The following is a 21,571-nucleotide window of genomic DNA, read 5'->3' on the forward strand; positions in this document are numbered from 1 at the left end:
CGCCGCGTCCGTGGCCGGCCTGCTGATCACCACCGAGGCGATGATCGCCGAAAAGCCCGAGCCCAAGGCCCCCGCAGGCGGCATGCCCGACATGGGCGGCATGGGCGGCATGATGTAAACAAGCCCACAACCGGGTGAAAAAAGCAGGCCGCCCCAAATGGGGCGGCCTTTGTAAATGCCGCAGGTCGGCGGAGTTCATCGCAGCCTTGCCCAAGTCGGCATGGATAGCAGCCCAGGCCACCAGCGATATTTGCGGTTGGTCGAAGCGTGCTGCATGGTGCAACGCGTTATTTCTCTTGTGAAAGCCCTGTTTTCCGGGCTGGCAAGCTTCGTATCCGCACTCACCGGCAGCACATGGAAGCAGCGACCAAAGGCAGCTTGCCGACAGTCTGGGTGCGGGCGGCACATACCACCGCCCCGCACCCAGACTGTCGGCGCGTTCAGGTCAGCCGGACCGAAATGCCGCCATCGGCGATCAGCGGGCTGCCGGTCACGAAGCTTGAGCGGTCCGACAGCAGGAACAGCGCGGCCTGCGCGATCTCGGCCGGCCTTGCCATCCGCTTCACCGGATGCAGGCCGGCGATGAAATCCAGCACATCCGGGTTTCCCTCGCCGCCGCTCGGCGTGATCGTGCCGCCCGGCAACAGCGCGTTGACGCGGATGCCCTCGGCGGCATGGTCCGCTGCCAGCGACCGCACCAGGCCGATCATCCCCGCCTTCGATGCTGCATAGGCGCCCATGCCCGGCATGCCGCCATTGCTGAAGCCGACGAAGGACGAGGTGAAGACGATAGAGCCGCCGCCGCCCTTGCGCATCGCCGGGATCTGCGCCTTTGCCGCCAGAAAGGCCGCCGTCAGGTTGACTGCGATGACATCCTGCCAGTTTCCGGGCTCCATCTCTGGAACCGGCCCCATCCGGCCCACGATGCCGGCATTGTTGAAGGCGCCATCCAATGCGCCGAATTCCCGCAGCGCGAGATCGGTCAGAGCATCGGCATGGCCCTCGTCCCTGACATCGCCCGCCAGGACGACGGCCCGGCCACCGTCCCGGTCGATCGAGGCCGCAAGGGCATCAAGTTCGTGCCGCCGGCGCGCCGTCAGCACCAGATTGGCGCCCTCGGCGGCGAACAGCGTGGCGGCAGACGCGCCGATCCCGCTGCTGGCACCTGTGACGATGATCGTCTTGCCTTTCAGTTCCATGATCCGTTCTCCTGAATATCGGACCATGGCTGTCTAGCCGCGAGACCGCGAAGGCCGCTTCCCGTTCCTTGCCTTCGAAAAGAGCGGCTTCAGGCAAGGCCCGGACAGTCGCGCCCCTTCGCGTCACGCCACGCCCGGTCCCACCGCCTGCCGCGAGAGAATATCGGTGGCGCGATGATCGTCTCCGACCCCGTCGATCAGGATCACATCCCCTTGGGAATTGCGGGTGCGCAGCGGCAGGATCGCCTGATAGGCAGGCGAAGCATACCAGGCTCGCGCAGCGGCACGGTCGGGAAAGCCGATGACGATCAGATCACCCGACCAGGCGCCTTCCAGTTGCTCCTTGTCGCCGCCATGGATCACGAACCGCCCTGCGAACGGCGCGAGCGTGGCATCGATGGCTTCGAGATAGGCAACGATATCGGGGGCCATCTCGACATGATGCAGACGGGCAACGGCATAGCTGGCCATGAGTAGATCTCCTTCTTCTGTGTGATCGGTTGAGCGCGGGCCGACGGCGCTAGCGCACAAACCCCGGCCCGGAGGGAAGACGCCGGTCGCCTGCGCCGCCTTCATGGGAAACGGGTGGAATGCCCGGACCCGATGCCTATTTGCCGCCGGATTTCCCGGTCCAGGCTTTCCAGGCCGATCCGATGGCGATGCCCAGCGCCAGGCAGATGCCGACGCCCATGCCGATATTGTCCATCGCGCTGCCCACTCCGGCGCCGACAGCCAGGCCGACCGCGATTCCGATAGCGATTTTCCTATTGCGCACCACCGCTCCTTTCCGGGGACGACTGCCCCGCCTCCACCCTGGCTTTCAGCGCCGCGTTCATCCTTTCGAAATCGGCACCGAACCGCTTCGCGTCGATGAACCACAACAGCACGCCATGAAACCTCTCGCCATGGATCAGATGGGTGCCGCCCTGACGCTCGTCGAGGATGACGTAATGTTCGCCGTCGAGGACGCGCGGCAGGAACAGGCGGCCAAGCCAGCGCAACTCCCTTGCCGGCTCGACCTTCAGCACGACCGGCTTGAAGGCGATCTCGTTGCCGGTTTCGGGCCGCAGCCTGTTGACGAGCGTTTCGCCCCTGGCCAGTTCCCCCTCCATCGACACGATGAAGGGGTTCCAGTCGCGATAGCTGCCCGGATCGCCCAGCAGCGCCCACACCTGCGCGGGCGTGGCGTCGATCCCGACCTCCGTGACCACTTCCTGCCGCGGAGCGAACGCGAACGCCGCCGCCACCAGAATGGCGGCCACCGAAGCGGCTGCAAGCGGGATGTTCATGGCGTCTCTCCGCACTGGTCCTGTCCGTGGACAAGACATAGGCCGCACAAAGTGGAACGAAAATTGACGAATGGCGTATGGAAGATATACAAAATCGTATGTCTGGTCGTGTCGATAGCTGGGATCATTGGCGCAGCTTTCTGGCCGTGGTCGAGGAGGGCAGCCTGTCGGGGGCGGCCAGAGTCCTGAGGCTGACCCAGCCGACGGTGGGCCGTCATGTCGACGCGCTCGAGGACGGGATCGGGGCAAGGCTCTTCACCCGTTCGCGGGGCGGCCTGGACCCGACGCCGCTGGCGCTGGTGCTGGTGTCGCAGGCAAGGGACATGGCCATGATCGCGGACGACCTGGTCCGCACGGCCTCGGGCGAGCGGGACGAGCTGCGCGGCACCGTCCGGCTGGCGGCGGTCGATATCGTCGGAACCTTCGTGCTGCCGCCGATGCTGGCCGCCTTTCACGAGCGCCACCCCGGGATCGACATCGAGCTGGCGCTGTCGACCCGCAACGAGAACCTTCTGCGCCGCGAGGCCGACATCGCGGTGCGCATGGTTCGCCCCGAACAGCAGGCCATCGTTGCGCGCCATGTGGGGTTCGTGCGGGTCGGCCTGTTCGCCCATCGCCGCTACGTCGCCGCCCACGGCTTGCCCGAGACGGTCGAGGCGCTGTTCTCCCACCCGCTGATCGGCATCGATCAGGAAGAGGGCCTTGTCGCCGGCATATCCTTCGGCGGCCACCCGCTGTCGCGCGAGAGCTTCGCCTTTCGCTGCGACAGCGCCGTGGCACAGCTGATGGCCGTGAAGGCCGGCTTCGGCATCGGCGCCTGCCACCTTGGACTTGCGGCCGATGAGCCGGAGCTGGTGCGCGTGCTGCCGGATATGGTGGAGTTCGGCTACGAGATGTGGATCGCCATGCACGAAGACCTGCGCGACACGCGCCGGATGCGGTTGCTGTTCGACCATCTGGCCGAAAACCTCGCCGCATATTCGGAGCGGCGATCGCTTCGACAGGCTTGAGCCGTCGTCAGGCAGGCACCAGCGATTCTTCCCTGCTGCGGGCGGCTTGCAACGCGCGTGCCCACCATGCCAGTTGCGCCAGCATCTTGTCGGCCGAGCGTTCCAGATGATCCAGTCTGTCGATCCGGGCCTCGCCCTTCGAGATCGCCAGGTAGTCGCCGAAGGGGATATGAACCGCCGTCTGCATCGCGACCATCTCCAGCTCGGCGGCGATGGCCCGGACATGCTCGACCGCGCGCGCCCCGCCGACGCCGCCATAGCCGACCAGGCCCGCGGGCTTCCTGGCCCATTCCGCATGGTCCAGCGCGTTCTTCAGCACCGCCGTCGGGGCGTGGTTGTATTCGGCGACGGTGAAGACATAGGCGTCGAAGGTGGAGACCTTGTCGGCAAAGGCTTGCGCGGCGGCCTGCTGCGCCTTGGTGGCTGCCGGATCGCCCAGGAACGGCATGGCAAAGTCGCGCAGGTCGACCTGCGCGACATCGAAACCCGCGCCCTCGGCCTTTGCCGCGATCCAGGATGCCGGCCTGTCGGCAAAGCGGCCTGCGCGGGTGCTGCCGACGATGACCCCCAGGCTCAGGGGGCGATCCGGCGCCACGGCCCCGCTATGGCGGGCGACCTGCTCGACCGGGATCGATTCGACCGTCTCCAGCAAGGGGCCGATGCGGCCGAGATGCGCGGCAAAGGCGGGGTTGGCCGCCCAGCCCCGCTGCGCCCCGGCATCGGCAAAGCGCGTAACCACGATCACCCGCTTGCCATCCCGCGCACGATAGACCTCGTTGCCCAGCCATCCTTTCTGCGCCGCGCCCTCGCGCAGCGCGGCGGTTTCGCGCAGTTGCAGGTCAAGGAACCGATCCGTCTCGCCCGGCTTGGGGGTAAAGACGTTGACCAGCGTATAGGCGTCGCTCCTGATCGCATCCATGGCAACCAACCTTTCTTGATGCATTCCGATATGGGCTTATGATAAGTAAGCCGCTTACCAGTGGAAGAGCGGATATGAATCTCAGGAGCCGACATGGACGTAAGCCCCTCCTCCGACCCCGCCGACCCGATGCACAGCGACTGCCCGGGCCGGGACCTGTTCGAACTGATCACCAGCCGCTGGCCGCTGCTGATCCTCTGGTCGCTGCGGGGCGGCCCGCAACGCTTCTACGAGGTCCGCAATGCGGTCGAGGGCATCAGCGAGCGCGTGCTGTCCGAGACGCTGAAGAAGCTGTGCCGTCACGGGCTGATCACCCGCCATGTCCAGCCGAGCGTCCCGCCGAAGGTCAGCTATGCCCTGACCGGCCTGGGCGAAGGGTTGCTGGGCGTCATGGACGGGCTGACCGGCTGGATCGGGCGCGAACTGGAAAACGTCCAGGCGGCCAAGCGCCGCTATGACGCGCAGGAAGGGATGGCATGATGGCGACAAACGGAAAAAGCCGATGAGCGACGCGATAAACCTGGCGGAGAAACTGGCAAGCTTCGACCAAAAATGGTCGCCCCGGACCGTGGCGACGTTCAACGGCCATGACGTGATGGTCGTCAAGGTCGAGGGAGAGTTCAGGTGGCATTCCCATCCCGACACGGACGATTTCTTCCTTGTCCTGCAAGGCGAGATCGAGATCCGGCTGCGGGACCGGGTGGTGACGCTGAGGGCCGGCGAAATCTTCGTCGTCCCGAAGGGCGTCGAGCATTGCCCCGTCGCCCGCAAGGAGGCCCATCTGTTGCTGATCGAGCCGACCGGCACGCCCAATACCGGCGATGCCGCTACGGCCGTCGAACGCAACCCCATCTGATCGAAAGGCGGCGCGACCGTCGTCCCTGCGTTCCGCGATTACGGCGCATGGCGCTGCCCGACCGCCCCGAGCCAGCGCTCCACCATTGCGATTACCTCATCGCCGAAGCGCATCGCTCACCTGTTTTACGCGGGCGATGGCGTCGGTGCGGACGGCACGGCCCTGCTCGGTCAGCGCCGCCCGAACCCACCATCACCGACGTACGAGCGATGATCAACGCGCGCGACTCTCGCGCAAGGATCCGCAAGTGCCTGCGGGGATCGCGTTTCCGCGTCCATCGCAGGATGGTCGCACAGAATGATCATGCGGCCTGCCAATGGCCGGTTTCCGCAGCCCGGTTGCCCACCGCCGGCCCGGAACGAGGCCGTGGGGCGGCGGCCGGGCGCGTGCCTCACGCCGTCGGCACGGTTCCCCCGTCGATCACATGTTCCGTGCCGGTGATGGAGGCTGCACGATCCGAGGCGAGAAAGGCGATCAGGCTGGCGATCTCGGCCGGTTTCGCGGGGCGGCCCAAGGGGATGCCGCCAAGCGCCTCCATGATGATCCGCTTGCCGCCCGCGTAGTCCGTGCCCGCCTCCTGCGCCAACCGCTCGGCATGGCGGATGGCGGCCTCGGTCTCGATCCAGCCGGGGGCGACGCGCAGGACGCGCACGCCTTGGGGCGACACTTCTTTCGCAAGGCTCTTGCTGTAGGTCGAGAGCGCGGCCTTGGCGGCGGCATAGCCGGTGGTGGAGCCCGGCAGCGGCATGAGGCGCTGGATCGAGGTGACATGGATGACCACCCCTGCTCCCTGCGCGACCATCCCCGGCACAAGCGCGCGGTCCAGCCGGACGGCAGAAAGCAGGTTCCAGTCCAGCTCCTTCTGCCATTCCTCGTCGGTCAGCGCGGCGAAACCGCCTCCCGGCGCGCTCGATCCGCCCAGCACATGGACGATTATGTCGACGCCGCCCAGCCGGCTGTGCGCGGCCTCGGCCACGGCCCGGCAGCCCTGCGCGGTGGTCAGGTCGGCGGCGACGAAGATCTGTTCGGGCAGGTTCTCGGGGCGCGAGCGGGCCGTGGTCAGCACCTGCGCGCCAAGTTCCCGGAACAGCGCCACGGTGGCGGCGCCGGTGCCCTGGGTGCCACCGGTGATCAGGGCGCGCTTGCCCCGCAGGGTCAGAAAGCCGGTCATCAGCGGATCTCCAGATCGGTGATGCGGTCGCCCGCCAGGCCGAAGGTGAAGGTCAGCGTGGCGGGGCTGCCCGGAAAATCGCCGCTGACGCGGGCGCGGACCACGGTCTTGCCCGCCGCTTGGGTCAGGTCAAGCGGCTCGGCCTTGTGGCGATACTGCGCCTTGGCCGCCTGCCACCAGGCCAGGATTTCCTCGGGATCGCGATGGGTCCGGTGTTCGTCATGCACCACGGCATCAGGGGCGAAGGCCGCGGCCAAGGCCTGGGCATCCTGCGGGGGGTGGGCCTCGAAATAGGTTCTGATCGGCGCGGGAAGCTGCATGTTCCGTTCCTTCTGTTGCTTGCAGGCGAAACATGGGCCTCGACCATTATCGGGATAAGCGGGATAAGATGGCATCTGGTGATGACAGGATCGGGACAATGAAGAACGCCGGGCTGAGGGATCTGGAAGCCGTGCTGGCCATTGCGCGCCGGGGCACCTTCCGGGCGGCGGCGATCGAGCTGGGCATGTCGACGACCGCGCTGTCCCATGCCATCGCCCGGCTGGAGGCGGGCCTGGGCGTGCGGTTGTTCAACCGGACCACCCGCAGCGTGTCGCTGAGCGATGCCGGGCGGCAGTTCGTCGCAAGCGTCTCGCCCGCGCTGGCCGAGATCCGCGGGGCGATGGACAGCGTGCGCGCGCAGGGCCAGACGCCCTCGGGGATGCTGCGCATCAATGCCTCGGCGGTGGCGGGGCGCGAGATCATCTCGCCTTTGGTGCTGGACTTCCTGCGCCGCCATCCCCGGATGCAGGTCGATCTGGTGACCGAGGAGCGGCTGGTCGACATCGTGGCCGAAGGCTTCGACCTGGGCATCCGCACCGGCGACCTGGTCCCCCGCGACATGATCGCCCTGCCGCTCGGCAAGCCGCAGCGTTATGCGGTCGTCGCGACCCCGGCCTGGCTGGCGGACCGGCCCCTGCCGCTGGTGCCGGCCGATCTGCTGGCGCATGACTGCATCCGGGTGCGGCTGCCGAACCGAGAGCTTTTCCGCTGGTATTTCGAGCGGCAGGGCGAGGTGGTGCAGATCGACGTCCGCGGCCGCCTGATCCTGGACGAGGCCGCCATCGCCCGCGCCGCCGTGCTGGAGGGCGCGGGCATCGGCTTCTTCATCGAGCAGAACGTGGCCGAGGACATCGCCGCCGGCCGCCTGATCCGCCTGCTGGAGGACTGGACCCTGCCACGCCCCGGCTTCTGCCTGTATTACCCCGGCCGCAGGAACCCCTCGGCGGGGCTCACCGCATTCCTTGCGATGGCGCGAGAGATGGCGGCGCAAAGGGGCTGAGGCAGCTTCACCCGCAGGCCGCAACACATGCCAGGCCCGCGCGCAGCGCAAAGCAGGCCAGCGCCGAGCTCAGCAATAGCGCTCCACGAAAGCCATCTGATGATCGCCATAGCGGTCGCCATGGGCAAACCCCGCGGGCAGGATACGGTCGATTTCCGCAATATCCGCGGCGTCAAGATCCGGGACCTGCCAGTCGCGAAGGTGATCCGCCGTCCGGGTGGCCGGGATTGGAACGATGTGATCCCCCTGCGCCAGAACCCATGCCAGCGCCGCGCCCGGGACCGTCCAGCCCCGCTGGGCGCAGAGGTCGCGGAAGGGCGCAATGGCGGCAAGGTTCGCCGAGAAGTTCGGCTCGGTGAAACGCGGGTTGGTTTCGCGAAAGTCGATGCCGGCCCGGAAATCCCGTTTCAGCGGCTCGCGCCCGAACATCCCCCGGCCCAGCGGAGAAAAGGCGACGAAGGCGACGCCAAGCTCGCGGCAGGCCTGGATCAGGCCCAGCTGGGGCAGCCGCGTCCAGAGGGAGAATTCGCTTTGAACCGCGGTCACGGGATATTCGGCATGGGCGCGGCGCAAGGTCGATGGCGCGATCTCGGACAGGCCATAGCCGCCGATCTTTCCCTCTTGCACCAGCTTCGACATCGTCCCGGCCACGTCCTCGACAGGGATGTCGGGTTGGCGGCGGTGGATGTAGTAAAGATCCACATGCTCGCGTTTCAGCCGGCGCAGCGATTCCTCAAGGCATTGGCGGATATAGGGCTCGTCATTGCGCACCGCGCGCGGCGGCCCGTTGACGATGCCGCATTTCGTGGCCAGATGCAGGTCGCGACGCCCCCAGCGGCCGATGATCTGTTCCGATATGCCCATGCCGTAGATATTGGCCGTGTCGAAATGGCCGATGCCCGCGTCCACCGCCGCATCGAGGCAGGCCAGCGAGGTCGCCTCGTCCGTTGCGCCGAACATGCCGCCAAAGCTCATCGTGCCGAAGCCGATGGCGCCGACATTGCGGTTGCCGAGCCGTCTCTGTTCCATTCCTGCCTCCTGTGCCGCGGTGCGGCAGGGAAGCGCGACCTGCCCCGCCCGTCAAGCGAAAGCGACCTTATCGTCAGCGTTCGGCATCCGGGCGCCGCACTGGTGCCCGTTGACTGACCCGACGTCTCATGCTCGATACGGCGATCTAGGCCCCTTTGGACGCGCTTCGCCACATGATGAACAGCCCGGACAGGACGATCATGGCCGAACCGAGAAGCATCGGGGTGGTGAGGCGTTCTCCGAACAGAATGACGCCCAGCGCGACGCCGAAGATCAGCCGCACATACCTGAAGGGCGTGACGGCAGATACCTCGCCCGTGCGCATCGCCTTCATCAGGCAGGCATAGGCACAGACGCCGCACAGCACCGCACCGCCCAGAAACAGGCCGGCCCGCGTTTCAGGAAGGACGAACGGTGCATCCGACCAGAAGGAAACCATCACGCCGGCCAGCGCCACCGCCAGAAAGCCGTAAAATCCAAGGACATTGGTCCCCAGCGTCGCGGGGGCCGCGCGGCTGGCGAGGTCTCGTCCGGCAAATCCCAGCATGCCCGCGACAGCAAGGAGCGAGAGCATGGAGAAGCTGTCCGTGCCCGGCCTGATGATCACCAGCACGCCCGCCATGCCAAGCAGGATGGCGCTCCACCGGCGCCATCCGACCGGCTCGCCGAAGACAAGGGCGGCGGCGGCGACCACCACGACCGGCGTCGCCTGAAGGATGACGGTGGCCGCCGAAAGCGGTATCAGCGCCAGCGCGAGAACATAGAACAGCCTGCCCGCGATCTCGAACACCACCCGCAGGCGCATCGGGAACGACAGCACCTCGGGCGTGAAAAGGCTTTCGCCTGCCCATCGGGCCAGGCCGGCAAAGACCAGCGCGCCGCCTGCCCCGAAAGTGACAAGGATCTGGGCGATCGGGACGGTGGAGGATGCGCCCTTGATCAGCGCATCCTCGAAGGTGAAACCCGCCATCGCCACGACCATCCACAAGGCGCCGACAAGGTTGGCGGCATGGCGCGTGCGCACGGCCGGGGTTTCTTGCGGAGGGGCCGAAACGCGTTCCATGGAGGGGCTCGTCCAATGAGTGGTAAGAAGACCTTTGCCCGGGTTGCTATCAGCCCGCGCCCTTGCACGCCACCCACTCCGGCCGGCCGCGGGACCGGCCCTTCGTGGGCGCCGCGGGACTTTGCGGACATTGCGCCATGGCCGCGGACCATGCATCAGTTCGCCCGGACCAGCCAACGGAACGCCATGCCCAAGTCTTTGCAGAACCCCGCCCCGCCCATCCCGCCAACGGTCTGGATGCTGGGCATCGTCAGCCTGCTGATGGACGTGTCGTCCGAGATGATCAACACCCTGCTGCCGCTCTGGCTGGCGGGCGGGCTTGGCGCGTCGGCCCTCGCCATCGGCTTCATCGAGGGGCTCTCGGTCGCCATCGCCACCGCGACCAGGTTCCTCTCGGGCGTGTTCGCCGACTGGAGCCGCAGGGCGAAACCGCTGGCGGTTCTGGGCTATGGGCTGGGTGCGCTGTCGCGGCTGATCTTTCCGCTGGCGATCAGCATCGACCAGATCGTGCTGGCCAAGGCATTGGACCGGGTCGGCAAGGGCATCCGTGGCACGCCGCGCGACGCCATCATCGCCGCCGTCGCCCCGCCGCAGATCCGTGGCGCAAGCTTCGGATTGCGCAAGTCGCTGGACACGGTGGGCGGCTTCCTGGGGCCGCTGGTGGCGGTCGGAGCGATGATCCTGCTGGCGGGCGACATCGCCGCGGTCTTCTGGATCGCGGCGATTCCCGCCGCCCTCGCCATGCTGGTGCTGGTCCTGGCCGTGCATGAGCCCGAACCGAGCCGTGTGGCAAAGCGATCAGGCTTCCGCCTTGCCGACGCATTCCGGCTGAACCGCGCCGTCTGGGCGGTGATCGGGCTGGCCGCCATCATCATGCTCGCGCGGTTCAGCGAGGCCTTCGTGCTGCTGAAGGCGCTGGAGGCCGGGTTTGCCCCGACCTGGGTCCCCCTGGCCATGGTGGTCATGCATGCGGCCTATGGGCTGACGGCATGGCCGGTCGGTCGCCTCTCGGACCGGATCGGGACGGCGGGGCTGCTGTCGTGGAGCCTGGTCTTCCTGACGATCGCGCATCTGACGCTGGCATTCGCCGGGACGGTCTGGGCCTATATCCTGGGAACCGTGTTCTGGGGCCTGCACATGGGATTTTCCCAAGGGCTTCTGGGGGCGATGATCGCCGCCGCCACGCCCGATGCGATCAGGGGCAGCGCCTTCGGCACGTTCAACCTGGTGGCCGGCTTGGTGATGCTGGTGGGCAATACTGCCGCCGGATGGTTCTGGCACAGCGCGGGATCGCAGGCGCCCTTCCTGATCGGTGCCGGCCTTTCGGGCATCGCCATGCTGTGGATCGCGCTCCGGCAGCGGCGGTTCCACCTTTAATGCCGGTGATCGGGGATGATCTCTGACATCGAGCGATGATAGCATCGCCGGGCAGGCCGCAAGAGGCGGCGATGTTCGGAGGCAATATGCGATTCTTCGTTCTGGGTGCTTCGGGTGGCGTGGGATCGTGCCTGCTGGAGCAGGCCGTCGCCCGCGGGCACCGCATCACCGCGCAGACCCGCAGCACGGCCAAGCTGACGGAAACCGAGGCCGTGGCCGTCGCGGTCGGCTCGCCCACCGACGCGGCATTCCTGCGCCGGCATATCGCCGGGCACGACGCGGTGGTCATCTGCCTGGGGATCGACAGGCAAGGCAGGACGACCCTGTTCTCCGAGACCACGAAGGCGGTGGTGGAGGCGATGCAGGCGGCTGGCGTTCGGCGCCTCGTGGCGGTGACCGGGATCGGGGCCGGCGACAGCAAGGGCCATGGCGGATGGCTCTACAACCGCATCATCTATCCGCTTTTCACCCGCAATCGCTATGCCGACAAGGATCGCCAGGAGGCGATCATCGAACAAAGCGGCCTGGACTGGACCATCGTCCGGCCGGCACCCTTTTCCGCCCGTGCGGGAAGCGGACCCTTGCAGGTCCACACCGAAATTCCCCATGGGTTGCAGCTGAGATCCATCACCCGCGCCGAGGTCGCCGGCTTCATCCTCGACAGTCTGGAGGGCGCGCGCTTCCTGCACCGGAAACCGTTCATCGGCCATTCCTGATGTCGCCAAGGCAGGGCTGGGGCTGTATCCGTCCCTTGCGAAGCATGCGCCCTTATGGACAGGCTGGCTGCATGGAGTCGGGCAAATGCCGCACGGGAGGGTTTCGAACCCTGGAAGGAGATGCAGGTATGACGACCACCCCGCTCAGCAGGCTGACGCGGCGGTCGCTGCTGGGTGCCGCCCTCGCCTGCCTTGCGCTACGTCCGGCCAGTGCGGCCCCGGAATGGCGCCATATCGACCCCGTGGCCATCTCTGCCGAGGACATCGCCTGGTTCCGGGCCTGCCGCGCCGTCTGGATCGACTGCGAATCCGGCGCGCCCGGCATCGTCCCCGGCGGCATGACGCTGGAGGATTACGCCGCCGAGTTCGACAAGCCCTCTTCCACGATCATTGCGCGTATGGAGCGGCTGGTCTGCGCCTTCTTCCTGCATGCCCGCTTCACGCCCGGCATTTACGCCTTTCGCCAGCCCGTCGAGGGCCGGACCAGCTTCGCGGTGACGGCCGATCACATCCGCCTGCTGCAAACGACCAGCTGGCGGGGCAGCGTGATCGACTGCAAGCGGCCCTATGGCGACTATGTGCATTTCGAGATCGACATGGCCCGCACGCTTGGCCTGCCCGTGGTGCGCAGCGCCGAGGGCCATGACGAGATCGGCCCGGAAAACGAGGCGCGGATGGGTGCGCTGCACGGCGAGATGCTGTTCGTGCTGCAAGCCTATCTGGAACATGCCGAGATGCCGCCCGGCGACTGGTTCATCCCCTATGACGGCTGGGACGGCATCGTGATGCCGCGCTGCGTGCCGGTCGGCGCGGACCAGGTGGCGCGCTACAAGGCCGCCATGGCGGCGATCACCTTTCGGGGGATGTGGGAGACGCCCTACGACCTCGTCGTGCCAAAGATCAACGCCTCGGTCGCGCTGTTTGCCGTCGCACCATAGAGCTGCCCCCGCCGCAACAGACGACACCACGAAATCCACCCCGGGAAACCTGCATCACCCCGTCCGGTCCATCCGTCGCGCAACGCTCAAGCTCTATCGGCCTGATCGAAAGCTGCGAACAAACCGGAATATCGCAAAGCCGGCCGAGACGGCATAGAGGAAGCCGCCGATGAACATGATGCCGTAAATGGCGGCGAACAGGTCGCGGTCGTGCTCGTAGGTATGGGGCTCCAATGTTGCGGAAAAGACAAACAATGCAATGAAGTAGCCGATGGCATAGCCGAGAACCCCGCATAGGGGCACAAGCACGACCAGGCTGCCGAGGAGGAGCGCAATTCTCTTCAGCACGGGGCGCATCGCTAGAAATCCGTCAGGTGATCAAGCGTGAACCTGTCGGAACCGCTCTCGCACATGTGCCAGTCCTTCTGGGCGTTGGCCTCGTGGCGGCGACCGTGGCACCAGCCCCTCGCCAAGCAGCATTCCCCGCAGCAACCCTTGCAGCGGCAAGAATGCGGATGCGCGCGACCCCCGGACCGATGGACAGGAACGGGAATCAGCGCCATCAATCGCGTTCTCGCTTCCCACACTTGGATCACATGGCCAGAACATGACGATTGCGGCGACGCCGCAGATCCTCCATAGGCCATCAAACCGGCTGGGCAGGCGCTGCGGTTCAAACCAATCTCAGGGATGCGGGACAGCCTGCCAGGGGCGGTCGAACCTGTGCAGCAACATACCCGCAGCGCGCCTCTTGCTACCGGAGCCATTTCGGTATACATCAGCATACAATAAGCTTGCCGCCGCTCGCCAACAGTTCTCACGGCCCGGGGGTCCAGCTTTATCCGGCACTGAACCGTAGGGATCGTCATGAGCTTGTACACGGACTACCTGACCGAAATCGAAACGCGCAAGGGTCAGGGCCTGCATCCCAAACCCATCGAGGACGGGGCTCTGGTAGCAGAGCTCATCGCGCAGATCGAGGATGCCGGCAGCGAATACCGCGACGATTCCCTGAACTTCTTCATCTACAACACCCTGCCCGGCACCACGAGCGCCGCGGGTGTCAAGGCGGCATTCCTGAAGAAGATCATCGTCGGCGAGGCCATCGTGCCCGAGATTGCCCCCGCCTTCGCCTTCGAGCTGCTGTCGCACATGAAGGGCGGCCCGTCCGTCGAGATCCTCCTCGACCTCGCGCTTGGCGAGGATGCCGCGATCGCACAGCAGGCGGCAGAGGTGCTCAAGACCCAGGTCTTCCTCTACGACGCGGACATGGCCCGGCTGGGCATGGCCTACGAGGCCGGCAATGCGGTCGCGAAGGACATCCTGGAAAGCTATGCGAAGGCCGAGTTCTTCACCAAGCTTCCCGGCATCGAGGAAGAGATCAAGGTCGTGACCTATATCGCCGCGGAAGGCGATATCTCCACCGACCTGCTGTCGCCCGGCAACCAGGCGCATTCGCGCTCGGACCGGGAATTGCATGGCCAATGCATGATCTCGCCCGAGGCGCAAAGGGAAATCCAGGCGCTGCAAAAGCAGCATCCCGACAAGCGCGTGATGCTGATCGCGGAAAAGGGCACGATGGGCGTGGGCTCGTCGCGGATGTCCGGCGTGAACAACGTCGCCCTCTGGACCGGCAAGAAGGCCAGCCCCTATGTGCCCTTCGTCAACATCGCCCCGGTCGTCGCCGGGACCAACGGCATCTCGCCGATCTTTCTGACGACGGTCGGCGTGACCGGCGGCATCGGCATCGACCTGAAGAACTGGGTCAGGAAAACGGATGAGGACGGCAAGCCGATCCTGAACAACGACGGCAACCCGATCCTCGAACAGAAATACTCCGTCGAGACGGGCACGGTCCTGACCATCAACACCCGGGACAAGAAGCTTTACGACGAAACCGGCACCCGGGACCTAGTCGACGTGGCCTCGGCCTTCACGCCCCAGAAGGTGGAGTTCATGAAGGCCGGCGGCTCTTACGCCATCGTCTTCGGCAAGAAACTGCAAACCTTCGCGGCCGAAACCCTGGGCATCGAGCCGACGCCGGTATTCGCCCCCAACAAGGAAATCTCGCGCGAGGGCCAGGGCCTGACGGCGGTCGAGAAGATCTTCAACCGCAATGCCGTCGGCGTGACGCCCGGCAAGGTGCTGCACGCCGGATCGGACGTGCGGGTCAGGGTGAACATCGTCGGCTCGCAGGACACGACCGGGCTGATGACCGCGCAGGAACTGGAGGCCATGGCGGCCACCGTCATCTCGCCCATCCTGGACGGCGCCTATCAGTCCGGCTGCCACACCGCCTCGGTCTGGGACGCGAAGGCCCAGGCGAATATCCCCAAGCTCATGGCCTTCATGAACAATTTCGGCCTGATCACCGCGCGGGACCCGAAGGGCGTCTATCACGCGATGACGGACGTGATCCACAAGGTCCTGAACGACATCACCGTGGACGACTGGGCGATCATCATCGGCGGCGACAGCCATACCCGCATGTCCAAGGGCGTAGCCTTCGGGGCGGATTCCGGCACCGTGGCGCTGGCGCTGGCCACGGGCGAGGCGACCATGCCGATCCCGGAATCGGTGAAGGTGACCTTCAAGGGCACCATGCAGCCCCACATGGACTTCCGCGACGTGGTCCACGCGACCCAGGCGCAGATGCTGAAGCAATGCGGCGACAACGTGTTCCAGGGCCGCGTGATCGAGGTGCATATCGGCACGCTGCTGGCCGACCAGGCCTTCACCTTCACGGACTGGACCGCCGAGATGAAGGCCAAGGCCTCGATCTGCATCTCGCAGGACGAGACCCTGATCGAATCGCTGGAAATCGCGAAAAGCCGTATCCAGATCATGATCGACAAGGGCATGGAGAACGCGGCGGGGACGCTGCATGGCCTGATCGCCAAGGCGGACAAGCGCATCGCCGAAATCCGCTCCGGCGAAAAGCCGGCGCTCGCCCCCGACGAGAACGCGAAGTATTTCGCGGAAGTCGTCGTCGATCTCGATCTGATCGACGAGCCCATGATCGCCGACCCGGACGTGAACAACGCGGATGTCTCCAAGCGCTACACCCACGACACGATTCGGCCGGTTTCCTATTACGGTGCCCGGAAAAAGGTCGATCTCGGGTTCGTCGGCTCCTGCATGGTGCACAAGGGCGACATCAAGATCGTCGCCCAGATGCTCAAGAACCTCGAGAAATCGCAGGGCAAGGTGGAGTTCAAGGCGCCCCTGGTCGTCGCCGCGCCCACCTACAACATCATCGACGAGCTGAAGGCCGAGGGAGATTGGGAGATCTTGCAGAAATATTCGGGCTTCGAGTTCGATGACCTGCTGCCCAAGAGCAAGGCGCGCACCGAATACGAGAACATCCTGTATCTCGAACGGCCCGGCTGCAACCTGTGTATGGGCAACCAGGAAAAGGCCGCGAAAGGCGACACCGTCCTGGCCACCTCCACGCGCCTGTTCCAGGGACGGGTCGTCGAGGACACCGCCGAGAAGAAGGGGGAATCCCTGCTTGCCTCGACGCCGGTCGTCGTGCTGTCCGCGATCCTTGGCCGGACGCCCAGTGCCGAGGAATACAAGGCCGCCGTCGAGGGGATCGACCTTACCAGGTTCGCCCCGCCGCTGGAAAAGCCCGAGACCTCACGGTCGGTCCATTTCTGAAGGGCTGGCCCGACCGGGCAAAGGGCGGACGTTCATCGGTCGCCCTTCGCCATCGCTGAACATATGGCCTGGAATTGCCGGGATCATGCCGCCCTTGGCCGTCGGCTCCTGGGTTGCGGCGGTCGAGCAAACCTATGCCGCCGATGCCGGAATGCGGCGCGACGAGGCGATCCGCTCGGCCACGCCGGGCGCCGCCTTCCCGATCTTCGCGGCCCAGGCCCATGGGCTCGCCTCCTGCCCGATGGCGGGCTTCGACGCGGAACGGCTGGCGCGGGAATTCGCGCTGGCCGCCGATGAGATCCCCGTCCTGCTTGTCGCCGTCGGACATGCCGCAGAGGGCAACCGGCCGCAAAAGCCGCGCCTTCCGGTGGCGCAGATCCTGACGACGCTCCAGCAGCCCGAGGTCGACATGCCCAAACCATCCGACATCCTGCTGACCGCGCTGGCCCCGGCGGTCTGGGGCAGCACCTATATCGTGGCGACCGAGTTGCTGCCCGGCGCCCCGCCGCTGAGCGTCGCCGCGATCCGCGCGCTGCCCACGGGGCTGATCCTGCTGCTTCTGGTGCGGCAGCTGCCCAAGGGGGACTGGCTCTGGCGCTCGTTCGTGCTGGGGGCGCTGAACTTCACCGTCTTCTGGGCGCTGCTGTTCGTGGCGGCCTATCGCCTGCCCGGCGGCATCGCCGCGACGGTGGGGGCGGTGCAGCCGCTGATCGTGGTCTTTGCCGCAAGCGCAGTGCTTGGCACGCGGATCAGGGTGCTGTCGGTGCTGGCGGCGGTCATGGGCATGGCAGGCGTAGCGCTGCTGGTGCTGCAAGATGGCGCCGTGCCGGACATGCCGGGTATCGCGGCGGCGCTTGGCGGGGCCTTTTCGATGGCCTTCGGCACCGTGCTGACCCGCAAATGGCGGCCGCCGGTTTCCGCCCTGGTGCTGACGGCATGGCAGTTGACGGCGGGCGGATTGCTGCTTTTGCCGCTGGCCTTGCTGCTGGACCCGCCGATGCCGCCGCTCGATGCCGCCAATGCGGCCGGCATGGGTTATCTGGTGCTGTTCACTGCCCTGACCTATATCCTGTGGTTTCGCGGCGTGGCGAGGCTGGAGCCGGCGGCGGTGTCCTCGCTGGGCTTTCTCAGCCCGCTGACGGCGATCCTGCTTGGCTGGGCGATCCTTGGCCAGGCGCTGTCGGCAACGCAGATGATCGGCGCGGCGGTCGTGGTCGCCAGCATCTGGCTGAGCCAGCGGGCCACGCCGTCAAGGCAGGTTCATGCCCGATAAGGGACGGGCCGCAGCGCGCGGCCAAGCGTAACGGCAATCGCCATGCCGGCCAGCGCCGCAACGCCGACGATCACCGCCGCCGCAGGCCAGCCATGGCTCTGGATGGCGCTGCCGACCGCGACCGGCCCGGCGATCTGGCCCAGGTTGTTGCCCTGCACCATCAGGCCAAGCACGATGGGAACCAGCCCTGCCGTCGGCGCCGCCAGCGGTGCCGAGGACAAAAGCACCGCCGGGATCAGCCCGCCGACGGCCGAGAACAGGACGCACAGCCCAAAGGTCGGCATGTCCGGCAAGACCGGCAGGAATAACCCCAGCCCGGCCACGCCCATCGCAAGGCTCGCCCCTGCCAGCAGCGCGCCTCGCCCGACGCCGCGCGACAGCAGCAGGCCCGCGGCAAGGTTGCCGAGGATATTGGCCGCCGTCGCCAGCGCGCTCAGCAGGCCCGCCATCTGATGCGTGACCTGCATCCGCTCCATCAGCAGCACCGGCAGGAAGCCGAACAGCGCAAAGAACATCAGGCTGTAAAGCGCAAAGGCGGCGGCAAGGCCCAGCGGCCCGCCCGCCCTGACGGTGGCGGTCGCATCCACGGCAAGGCCCTGCCACGACCAGCGCCTGCGTTGGCCGTCCGGCGGCAGCACGCACCGGACCGCGATCCCGACCGCCAGCGCAAGGCCGGCACTTGCCCACCAGATATCGCGCCATCCACCGAAAAGCGGGCCGGCCAGCATCGCAATCGCCATGCCGGCGGGCATGAAGCAGCTCCACAGCGCAAAGGCGAGGTCGCGGCGCGACCGCTGGGCCACATGCTCCAGAATGGACGGCGCGGCGACGGTGATCAGCAGAAAGCCCGCGCCCTCGACGATGCGCGAGACCAGGAGCCAGGCGAAGCTGCCGGCGGATGCGCCAAGCGCCGATCCGGCCGCCGTCACCAGCAGGCCAAGGACAAGGATGCGCCGCCCGCCGATGGCAGCGACCAGCGCGCCGGCCGGAATGCCGCCGACCAGCCCGAGAAGCGCGAAAACCCCGGTCAGCCAGCCGATGGCGGACAGGCCCAGCCCCAGATCGGCCCGCAGCATCGGCGCGGCGATGGCCGCCTTGCCGACCTGCAACGCGGCGGCGATCCCCGCCGCCACGATCAGCGAGACGGCACCCCAGCGCGTCGCCATCACGCCGCCTCGCGCTTGCGTCCCGCGACCAGCGCCGCGGCGATTTCCGCCACATGCTGCCCCTGGAAGCGCGCCCCGTCCAGCTCGTTCGCGCTTGGCTGGCGGTCGCCGCCATCGCCGTCGTCGGCCAGCGTCGAGGCGCCATAGGGCGAGCCGCCGGTGATCTCGTCCATGCGCATCTGGCCCTTGAAGCTGTAGGGCAGGCCGACCACGATCATGCCCAGATGCAGCAGCACCGTATGGGTGGACTGGATCGTCGTTTCCTGCCCGCCATGCTGGCTGCCGGTCGAGGTGAAGACGCTGCCGACCTTGCCGACCAGCCGGTCCTCGACCCACAGCCCGCCGGTCTGGTCCAGGAAATTCTTCATCTGCGAGGCCATGTTGCCGAAGCGGGTCGGCGTGCCGATGATGATCGCGTCGTAATCGGCCAGTTCGCCCACCGTCGCGACGGGCGCGCGCTGGTCCTGCTTGTAGCCCGCCCTTTCCGCGACGGCCTCGGGCACCAGTTCCGGCACGCGCCGGACCGCGACCCTCGCCCCTACCTCGCGCGCGCCCTGGGCGACCGCAGCGGCCATGGTTTCGACATGCCCATAGGACGAATAATAAAGCACCAGCACATCGGTCATCGGTTCTCTCCTGTTCCTGTCGCGTCCAGGATAGGGGTGACGAATGACCGGCAGGAGTGATATAATTCCGATGGTTCCGATCATCTGAAGCGATCATGCTGGACGCCCTGACCCTCGACCAGATCCGCACCTTCGTCGCGGTCGCCGACAAAGGCAGCTTTCGCGCCGGCGCAGGCAGCCTGTCGCGGGCGCAGTCCGGCGTCAGCACAAGCGTGGCCAATCTGGAGGCGCAGCTTGGCGTGCAGCTGTTCGACCGCTCCGGCCACCGCCCGGTCCTGACGGCCGAGGGCAAGACGCTGCTTGCCGATGCGCGCGACATCCTGCTGCGGGTCGACGCGATGCGGGCCCGGGCGCGCGGCTTCGGCGAGGGCGTCGAGCTGGAACTGTCCATCACCGCCGACACGCTGTTTCCGATCCCGCTGGTCGGCGTGGCACTGGCCGAGATGCGCCGGGCCTACCCCTCGGTGGCGCTCAGGCTTGCCATCCAGCCGCTTGGCGGGCCGTTGCAGGCGCTGACCGAAAGACGCTGCACGCTTGCCATCATGGTCGGCGAGGATTTCCGCGATCCCCGCATCAGTTTCGAGGCCCTGTCGCCCGTCTCGCAGGTGGCGGTGGTCGCGGCCGGCCATGCCCTGGCGGCCGGGCGCGGGATCGGCATCCCGAATCTGGCCGACCATGTCCAGATCGTGCTGTCCGATCCCTCGCCCTTGTCGGAGGGGCGGGATTTCGGCGTGCTGTCGCCGCAATCCTGCCGGGTCAACACCCAAGGCGCCAAGCATGCGCTGATCCTGTCGGGCGTCGGCTGGGGCAGGCTGCCGTCCTGGCTGGTCGCGGACGACCTGAGATCCGGCAGGCTGGTCCGGCTGGATACGGCCGCGCTTGGCCGCAACGCCCAGGTCACCTCGCAAAGCTATCTCGCCCATCGCCTCGACGAGCCCTTCGGCCCCGCCGCAAGCACGTTCGCCAAGGTGCTGATGCGGCTTTGTGAAAGCGATGCAGCAGGGTAAACGATGGCCTGCCGCCGGTTCCGTTACGTCCCTGGTGCTGCGCCCCGGAACGAGTCGCGGCGAGGCGGCGGGCTTCAGCCGCAACAGGCGGCGATCACGATCCGGGCGACGAGGATGACGCCCGGTCGGAACGGCGGCCTTGCAGCCCGGGGCCGGCGCTGCCACGCCGGCCCCCGCGATCTTTCGGCCTCTACCAGTCGAAATCGTCGCTGCGAAGCTGGCCGAGGCGCGTGTCCTCGATCACCAGCCGGTCGGCGCCCGCCCTGATGACGACATTGTCGCCGACCTGGCTGGCGGCGCCGCGGATGTCGGCCCAACTGTCGAAGCGGCCATAGAAGGACAGGTCGATCACGTCGTCGTCATGGTCGAAATCGGTGATCCGGTCGCGCCCGCCGTTCCAGACGAAGACATCGGCACCCTCGCCTCCGGTCATCGTGTCGTTGCCCCGGCCGCCGTTCAGGGTGTCGTTGCCCTCGCCCGCGATGATGCGGTCGTGGCCTGCCTCGCCGAACAGGCGGTCGTCGCCCTCGCCGCCGCGGATCAGGTCGTTGCCGCCTCCGGCGCGGATGGTGTCGTTGCCCTCGCCGCCGCTGATGGTGTCGCGGCCGCCGCCGCTGACCGAGCGGTCGTTGCCCGAGCCGAGCGAGATCGTGTTGTTGCCGCCCCCGGCTTGCACGACATCGTTACCCTCGCCCGCCGTGATCCGGTCGTTGCCGCCCAGCGCCTTGATCACGTCATTGCCCGAGCCGCCGATGATGCGGTTGTGGCCCGAGCCGGCGTCGATGCGGTCATTGCCCTCGCCGCCGTCCAGCGTATCGTTGCCCGCGCGGCCAAAGAGCAGGTCGTCGCCCGAGCGGCCCCAGATCTGGTCGGCGAACTTGGTGCCGACCAGGCGGTTGTCGTCGTCATTGCCACGGATTCTGGCCATGGTTTCTCTCCGTCACTTTGGTT

General features: G+C 66.9%; 23 protein-coding genes. 10 read left to right on the forward strand and 13 right to left on the reverse strand.

The genetic code is table 11. The features are described 5' to 3' along the window. Positions 1-440: 440 nt before the first annotated feature. The 4 genes from QPR87_RS21505 to QPR87_RS21520 all read right to left on the reverse strand — a co-directional run bounded on the left by QPR87_RS21505 (position 441) and on the right by QPR87_RS21520 (position 2,488). Complete coding sequence (locus QPR87_RS21505) at positions 441-1,199, reverse strand: SDR family oxidoreductase (RefSeq protein WP_285051295.1); 759 nt, start codon at positions 1,197-1,199, stop codon at positions 441-443. Positions 1,200-1,322: 123 nt separating this feature from the next. Next, positions 1,323-1,670, reverse strand: coding sequence for a DUF1330 domain-containing protein (locus QPR87_RS21510; protein ID WP_285051296.1), 348 nt, complete (start codon positions 1,668-1,670; stop codon positions 1,323-1,325). 136 nt (positions 1,671-1,806) lie between these two features. After that, entirely contained in the window at positions 1,807-1,974 is a 168-nt protein-coding gene (locus tag QPR87_RS21515) for a glycine zipper domain-containing protein (protein WP_285051297.1), read from the reverse strand. Beyond that, positions 1,964-2,488 (reverse strand): SRPBCC domain-containing protein, encoded by a 525-nt coding sequence (locus QPR87_RS21520; protein ID WP_285051298.1) that lies wholly within the window; start codon positions 2,486-2,488, stop codon positions 1,964-1,966. The genes QPR87_RS21515 and QPR87_RS21520 overlap by 11 nt, the downstream gene beginning before the upstream one ends. A gap of 98 nt (positions 2,489-2,586) precedes the next feature. Between QPR87_RS21520 and QPR87_RS21525 the strand changes: the two genes are divergently transcribed. Beyond that, positions 2,587-3,498, forward strand: a complete 912-nt coding sequence (locus QPR87_RS21525; protein ID WP_285051299.1) for a LysR family transcriptional regulator — start codon at positions 2,587-2,589, stop codon at positions 3,496-3,498. 7 nt (positions 3,499-3,505) lie between these two features. Here the strand turns inward: QPR87_RS21525 and QPR87_RS21530 are convergent, their stop codons facing one another. Further along, positions 3,506-4,417, reverse strand: coding sequence for an NAD(P)H-dependent oxidoreductase (locus QPR87_RS21530; protein ID WP_285051300.1), 912 nt, complete (start codon positions 4,415-4,417; stop codon positions 3,506-3,508). 93 nt (positions 4,418-4,510) lie between these two features. Between QPR87_RS21530 and QPR87_RS21535 the strand changes: the two genes are divergently transcribed. Continuing rightward, a complete protein-coding gene (locus QPR87_RS21535) occupies positions 4,511-4,897 on the forward strand; it encodes a winged helix-turn-helix transcriptional regulator (RefSeq protein ID WP_231001010.1) in 387 nt (128 codons plus the stop codon). A gap of 22 nt (positions 4,898-4,919) precedes the next feature. Then, on the forward strand, positions 4,920-5,273 hold the full coding sequence (locus QPR87_RS21540) for a cupin domain-containing protein (protein ID WP_285051301.1): 354 nt from the start codon (positions 4,920-4,922) through the stop codon (positions 5,271-5,273). 391 nt (positions 5,274-5,664) lie between these two features. On the opposite strand, the gene QPR87_RS21545 is transcribed toward QPR87_RS21540, so the two are convergent. Both QPR87_RS21545 and QPR87_RS21550 read right to left on the reverse strand, forming a co-directional pair. Beyond that, a complete protein-coding gene (locus tag QPR87_RS21545) occupies positions 5,665-6,444 on the reverse strand; it encodes an SDR family oxidoreductase (protein WP_285051302.1) in 780 nt (259 codons plus the stop codon). Continuing rightward, a complete protein-coding gene (locus QPR87_RS21550) occupies positions 6,444-6,764 on the reverse strand; it encodes a nuclear transport factor 2 family protein (protein WP_285051303.1) in 321 nt (106 codons plus the stop codon). Before QPR87_RS21550 ends, QPR87_RS21545 begins: the two co-directional genes overlap by 1 nt. Before the next feature lie 98 nt (positions 6,765-6,862). Here QPR87_RS21550 and QPR87_RS21555 point away from each other — a divergent pair, with 98 nt between their 5' ends. Then, positions 6,863-7,765, forward strand: a complete 903-nt coding sequence (locus QPR87_RS21555) for a LysR family transcriptional regulator (protein WP_285051304.1) — start codon at positions 6,863-6,865, stop codon at positions 7,763-7,765. A gap of 69 nt (positions 7,766-7,834) precedes the next feature. Here QPR87_RS21555 and QPR87_RS21560 read toward each other — a convergent pair whose 3' ends face one another. Further along, complete coding sequence (locus tag QPR87_RS21560) at positions 7,835-8,794, reverse strand: aldo/keto reductase (RefSeq protein WP_285051305.1); 960 nt, start codon at positions 8,792-8,794, stop codon at positions 7,835-7,837. 145 nt (positions 8,795-8,939) lie between these two features. Further along, on the reverse strand, positions 8,940-9,857 hold the full coding sequence (locus tag QPR87_RS21565; RefSeq protein ID WP_285051306.1) for a DMT family transporter: 918 nt from the start codon (positions 9,855-9,857) through the stop codon (positions 8,940-8,942). A 186-nt stretch (positions 9,858-10,043) separates the two neighbouring features. Here QPR87_RS21565 and QPR87_RS21570 point away from each other — a divergent pair, with 186 nt between their 5' ends. From QPR87_RS21570 to QPR87_RS21580, 3 genes are all read left to right on the forward strand, one after another. Further along, entirely contained in the window at positions 10,044-11,234 is a 1,191-nt protein-coding gene (locus QPR87_RS21570) for an MFS transporter (RefSeq protein WP_285051307.1), read from the forward strand. Positions 11,235-11,305: 71 nt separating this feature from the next. Then, positions 11,306-11,950, forward strand: coding sequence for an NAD(P)-dependent oxidoreductase (locus QPR87_RS21575; protein ID WP_285051308.1), 645 nt, complete (start codon positions 11,306-11,308; stop codon positions 11,948-11,950). A 128-nt stretch (positions 11,951-12,078) separates the two neighbouring features. Continuing rightward, complete coding sequence (locus tag QPR87_RS21580) at positions 12,079-12,888, forward strand: hypothetical protein (RefSeq protein ID WP_285051309.1); 810 nt, start codon at positions 12,079-12,081, stop codon at positions 12,886-12,888. A 93-nt stretch (positions 12,889-12,981) separates the two neighbouring features. On the opposite strand, the gene QPR87_RS21585 is transcribed toward QPR87_RS21580, so the two are convergent. Beyond that, positions 12,982-13,245 carry a hypothetical protein gene (locus QPR87_RS21585; RefSeq protein ID WP_285051310.1) on the reverse strand — a complete coding sequence of 88 codons (264 nt, stop codon included), beginning with the start codon at positions 13,243-13,245 and terminating at the stop codon, positions 12,982-12,984. Between the two features lie 510 nt (positions 13,246-13,755). On the opposite strand from QPR87_RS21585, the gene QPR87_RS21590 reads away from it, so the two are divergent. Both QPR87_RS21590 and QPR87_RS21600 read left to right on the forward strand, forming a co-directional pair. Then, positions 13,756-16,548 carry a bifunctional aconitate hydratase 2/2-methylisocitrate dehydratase gene (locus tag QPR87_RS21590; RefSeq protein ID WP_285051311.1) on the forward strand — a complete coding sequence of 931 codons (2,793 nt, stop codon included), beginning with the start codon at positions 13,756-13,758 and terminating at the stop codon, positions 16,546-16,548. 85 nt (positions 16,549-16,633) lie between these two features. After that, positions 16,634-17,821, forward strand: coding sequence for an EamA family transporter (locus QPR87_RS21600; RefSeq protein WP_502921634.1), 1,188 nt, complete (start codon positions 16,634-16,636; stop codon positions 17,819-17,821). On the opposite strand, the gene QPR87_RS21605 is transcribed toward QPR87_RS21600, so the two are convergent. Together QPR87_RS21605 and wrbA are read right to left on the reverse strand one after the other, a co-directional pair. Next, positions 17,809-18,987, reverse strand: coding sequence for an MFS transporter (locus tag QPR87_RS21605; protein ID WP_285051312.1), 1,179 nt, complete (start codon positions 18,985-18,987; stop codon positions 17,809-17,811). The two genes, QPR87_RS21600 and QPR87_RS21605, sit on opposite strands and share 13 nt — an antisense overlap. Further along, positions 18,987-19,613: an NAD(P)H:quinone oxidoreductase gene (gene wrbA / locus QPR87_RS21610; protein ID WP_285051313.1), complete on the reverse strand. Its 627-nt coding sequence runs from the start codon at positions 19,611-19,613 to the stop codon at positions 18,987-18,989. Before wrbA ends, QPR87_RS21605 begins: the two co-directional genes overlap by 1 nt. A 95-nt stretch (positions 19,614-19,708) precedes the next feature. On the opposite strand from wrbA, the gene QPR87_RS21615 reads away from it, so the two are divergent. Further along, the gene (locus QPR87_RS21615) at positions 19,709-20,620 is read left to right on the forward strand and encodes a LysR family transcriptional regulator (protein ID WP_285051314.1); all 912 of its coding nucleotides are present in this window, start codon (positions 19,709-19,711) and stop codon (positions 20,618-20,620) included. A gap of 190 nt (positions 20,621-20,810) precedes the next feature. On the opposite strand, the gene QPR87_RS21620 is transcribed toward QPR87_RS21615, so the two are convergent. Next, positions 20,811-21,548: a calcium-binding protein gene (locus tag QPR87_RS21620; RefSeq protein WP_011750786.1), complete on the reverse strand. Its 738-nt coding sequence runs from the start codon at positions 21,546-21,548 to the stop codon at positions 20,811-20,813. Positions 21,549-21,571: the final 23 nt, after the last annotated feature.

The organism is Paracoccus sp. SSJ, assembly GCF_030234105.1.
In the GTDB taxonomy this organism is placed as follows: domain Bacteria; phylum Pseudomonadota; class Alphaproteobacteria; order Rhodobacterales; family Rhodobacteraceae; genus Paracoccus; species Paracoccus denitrificans.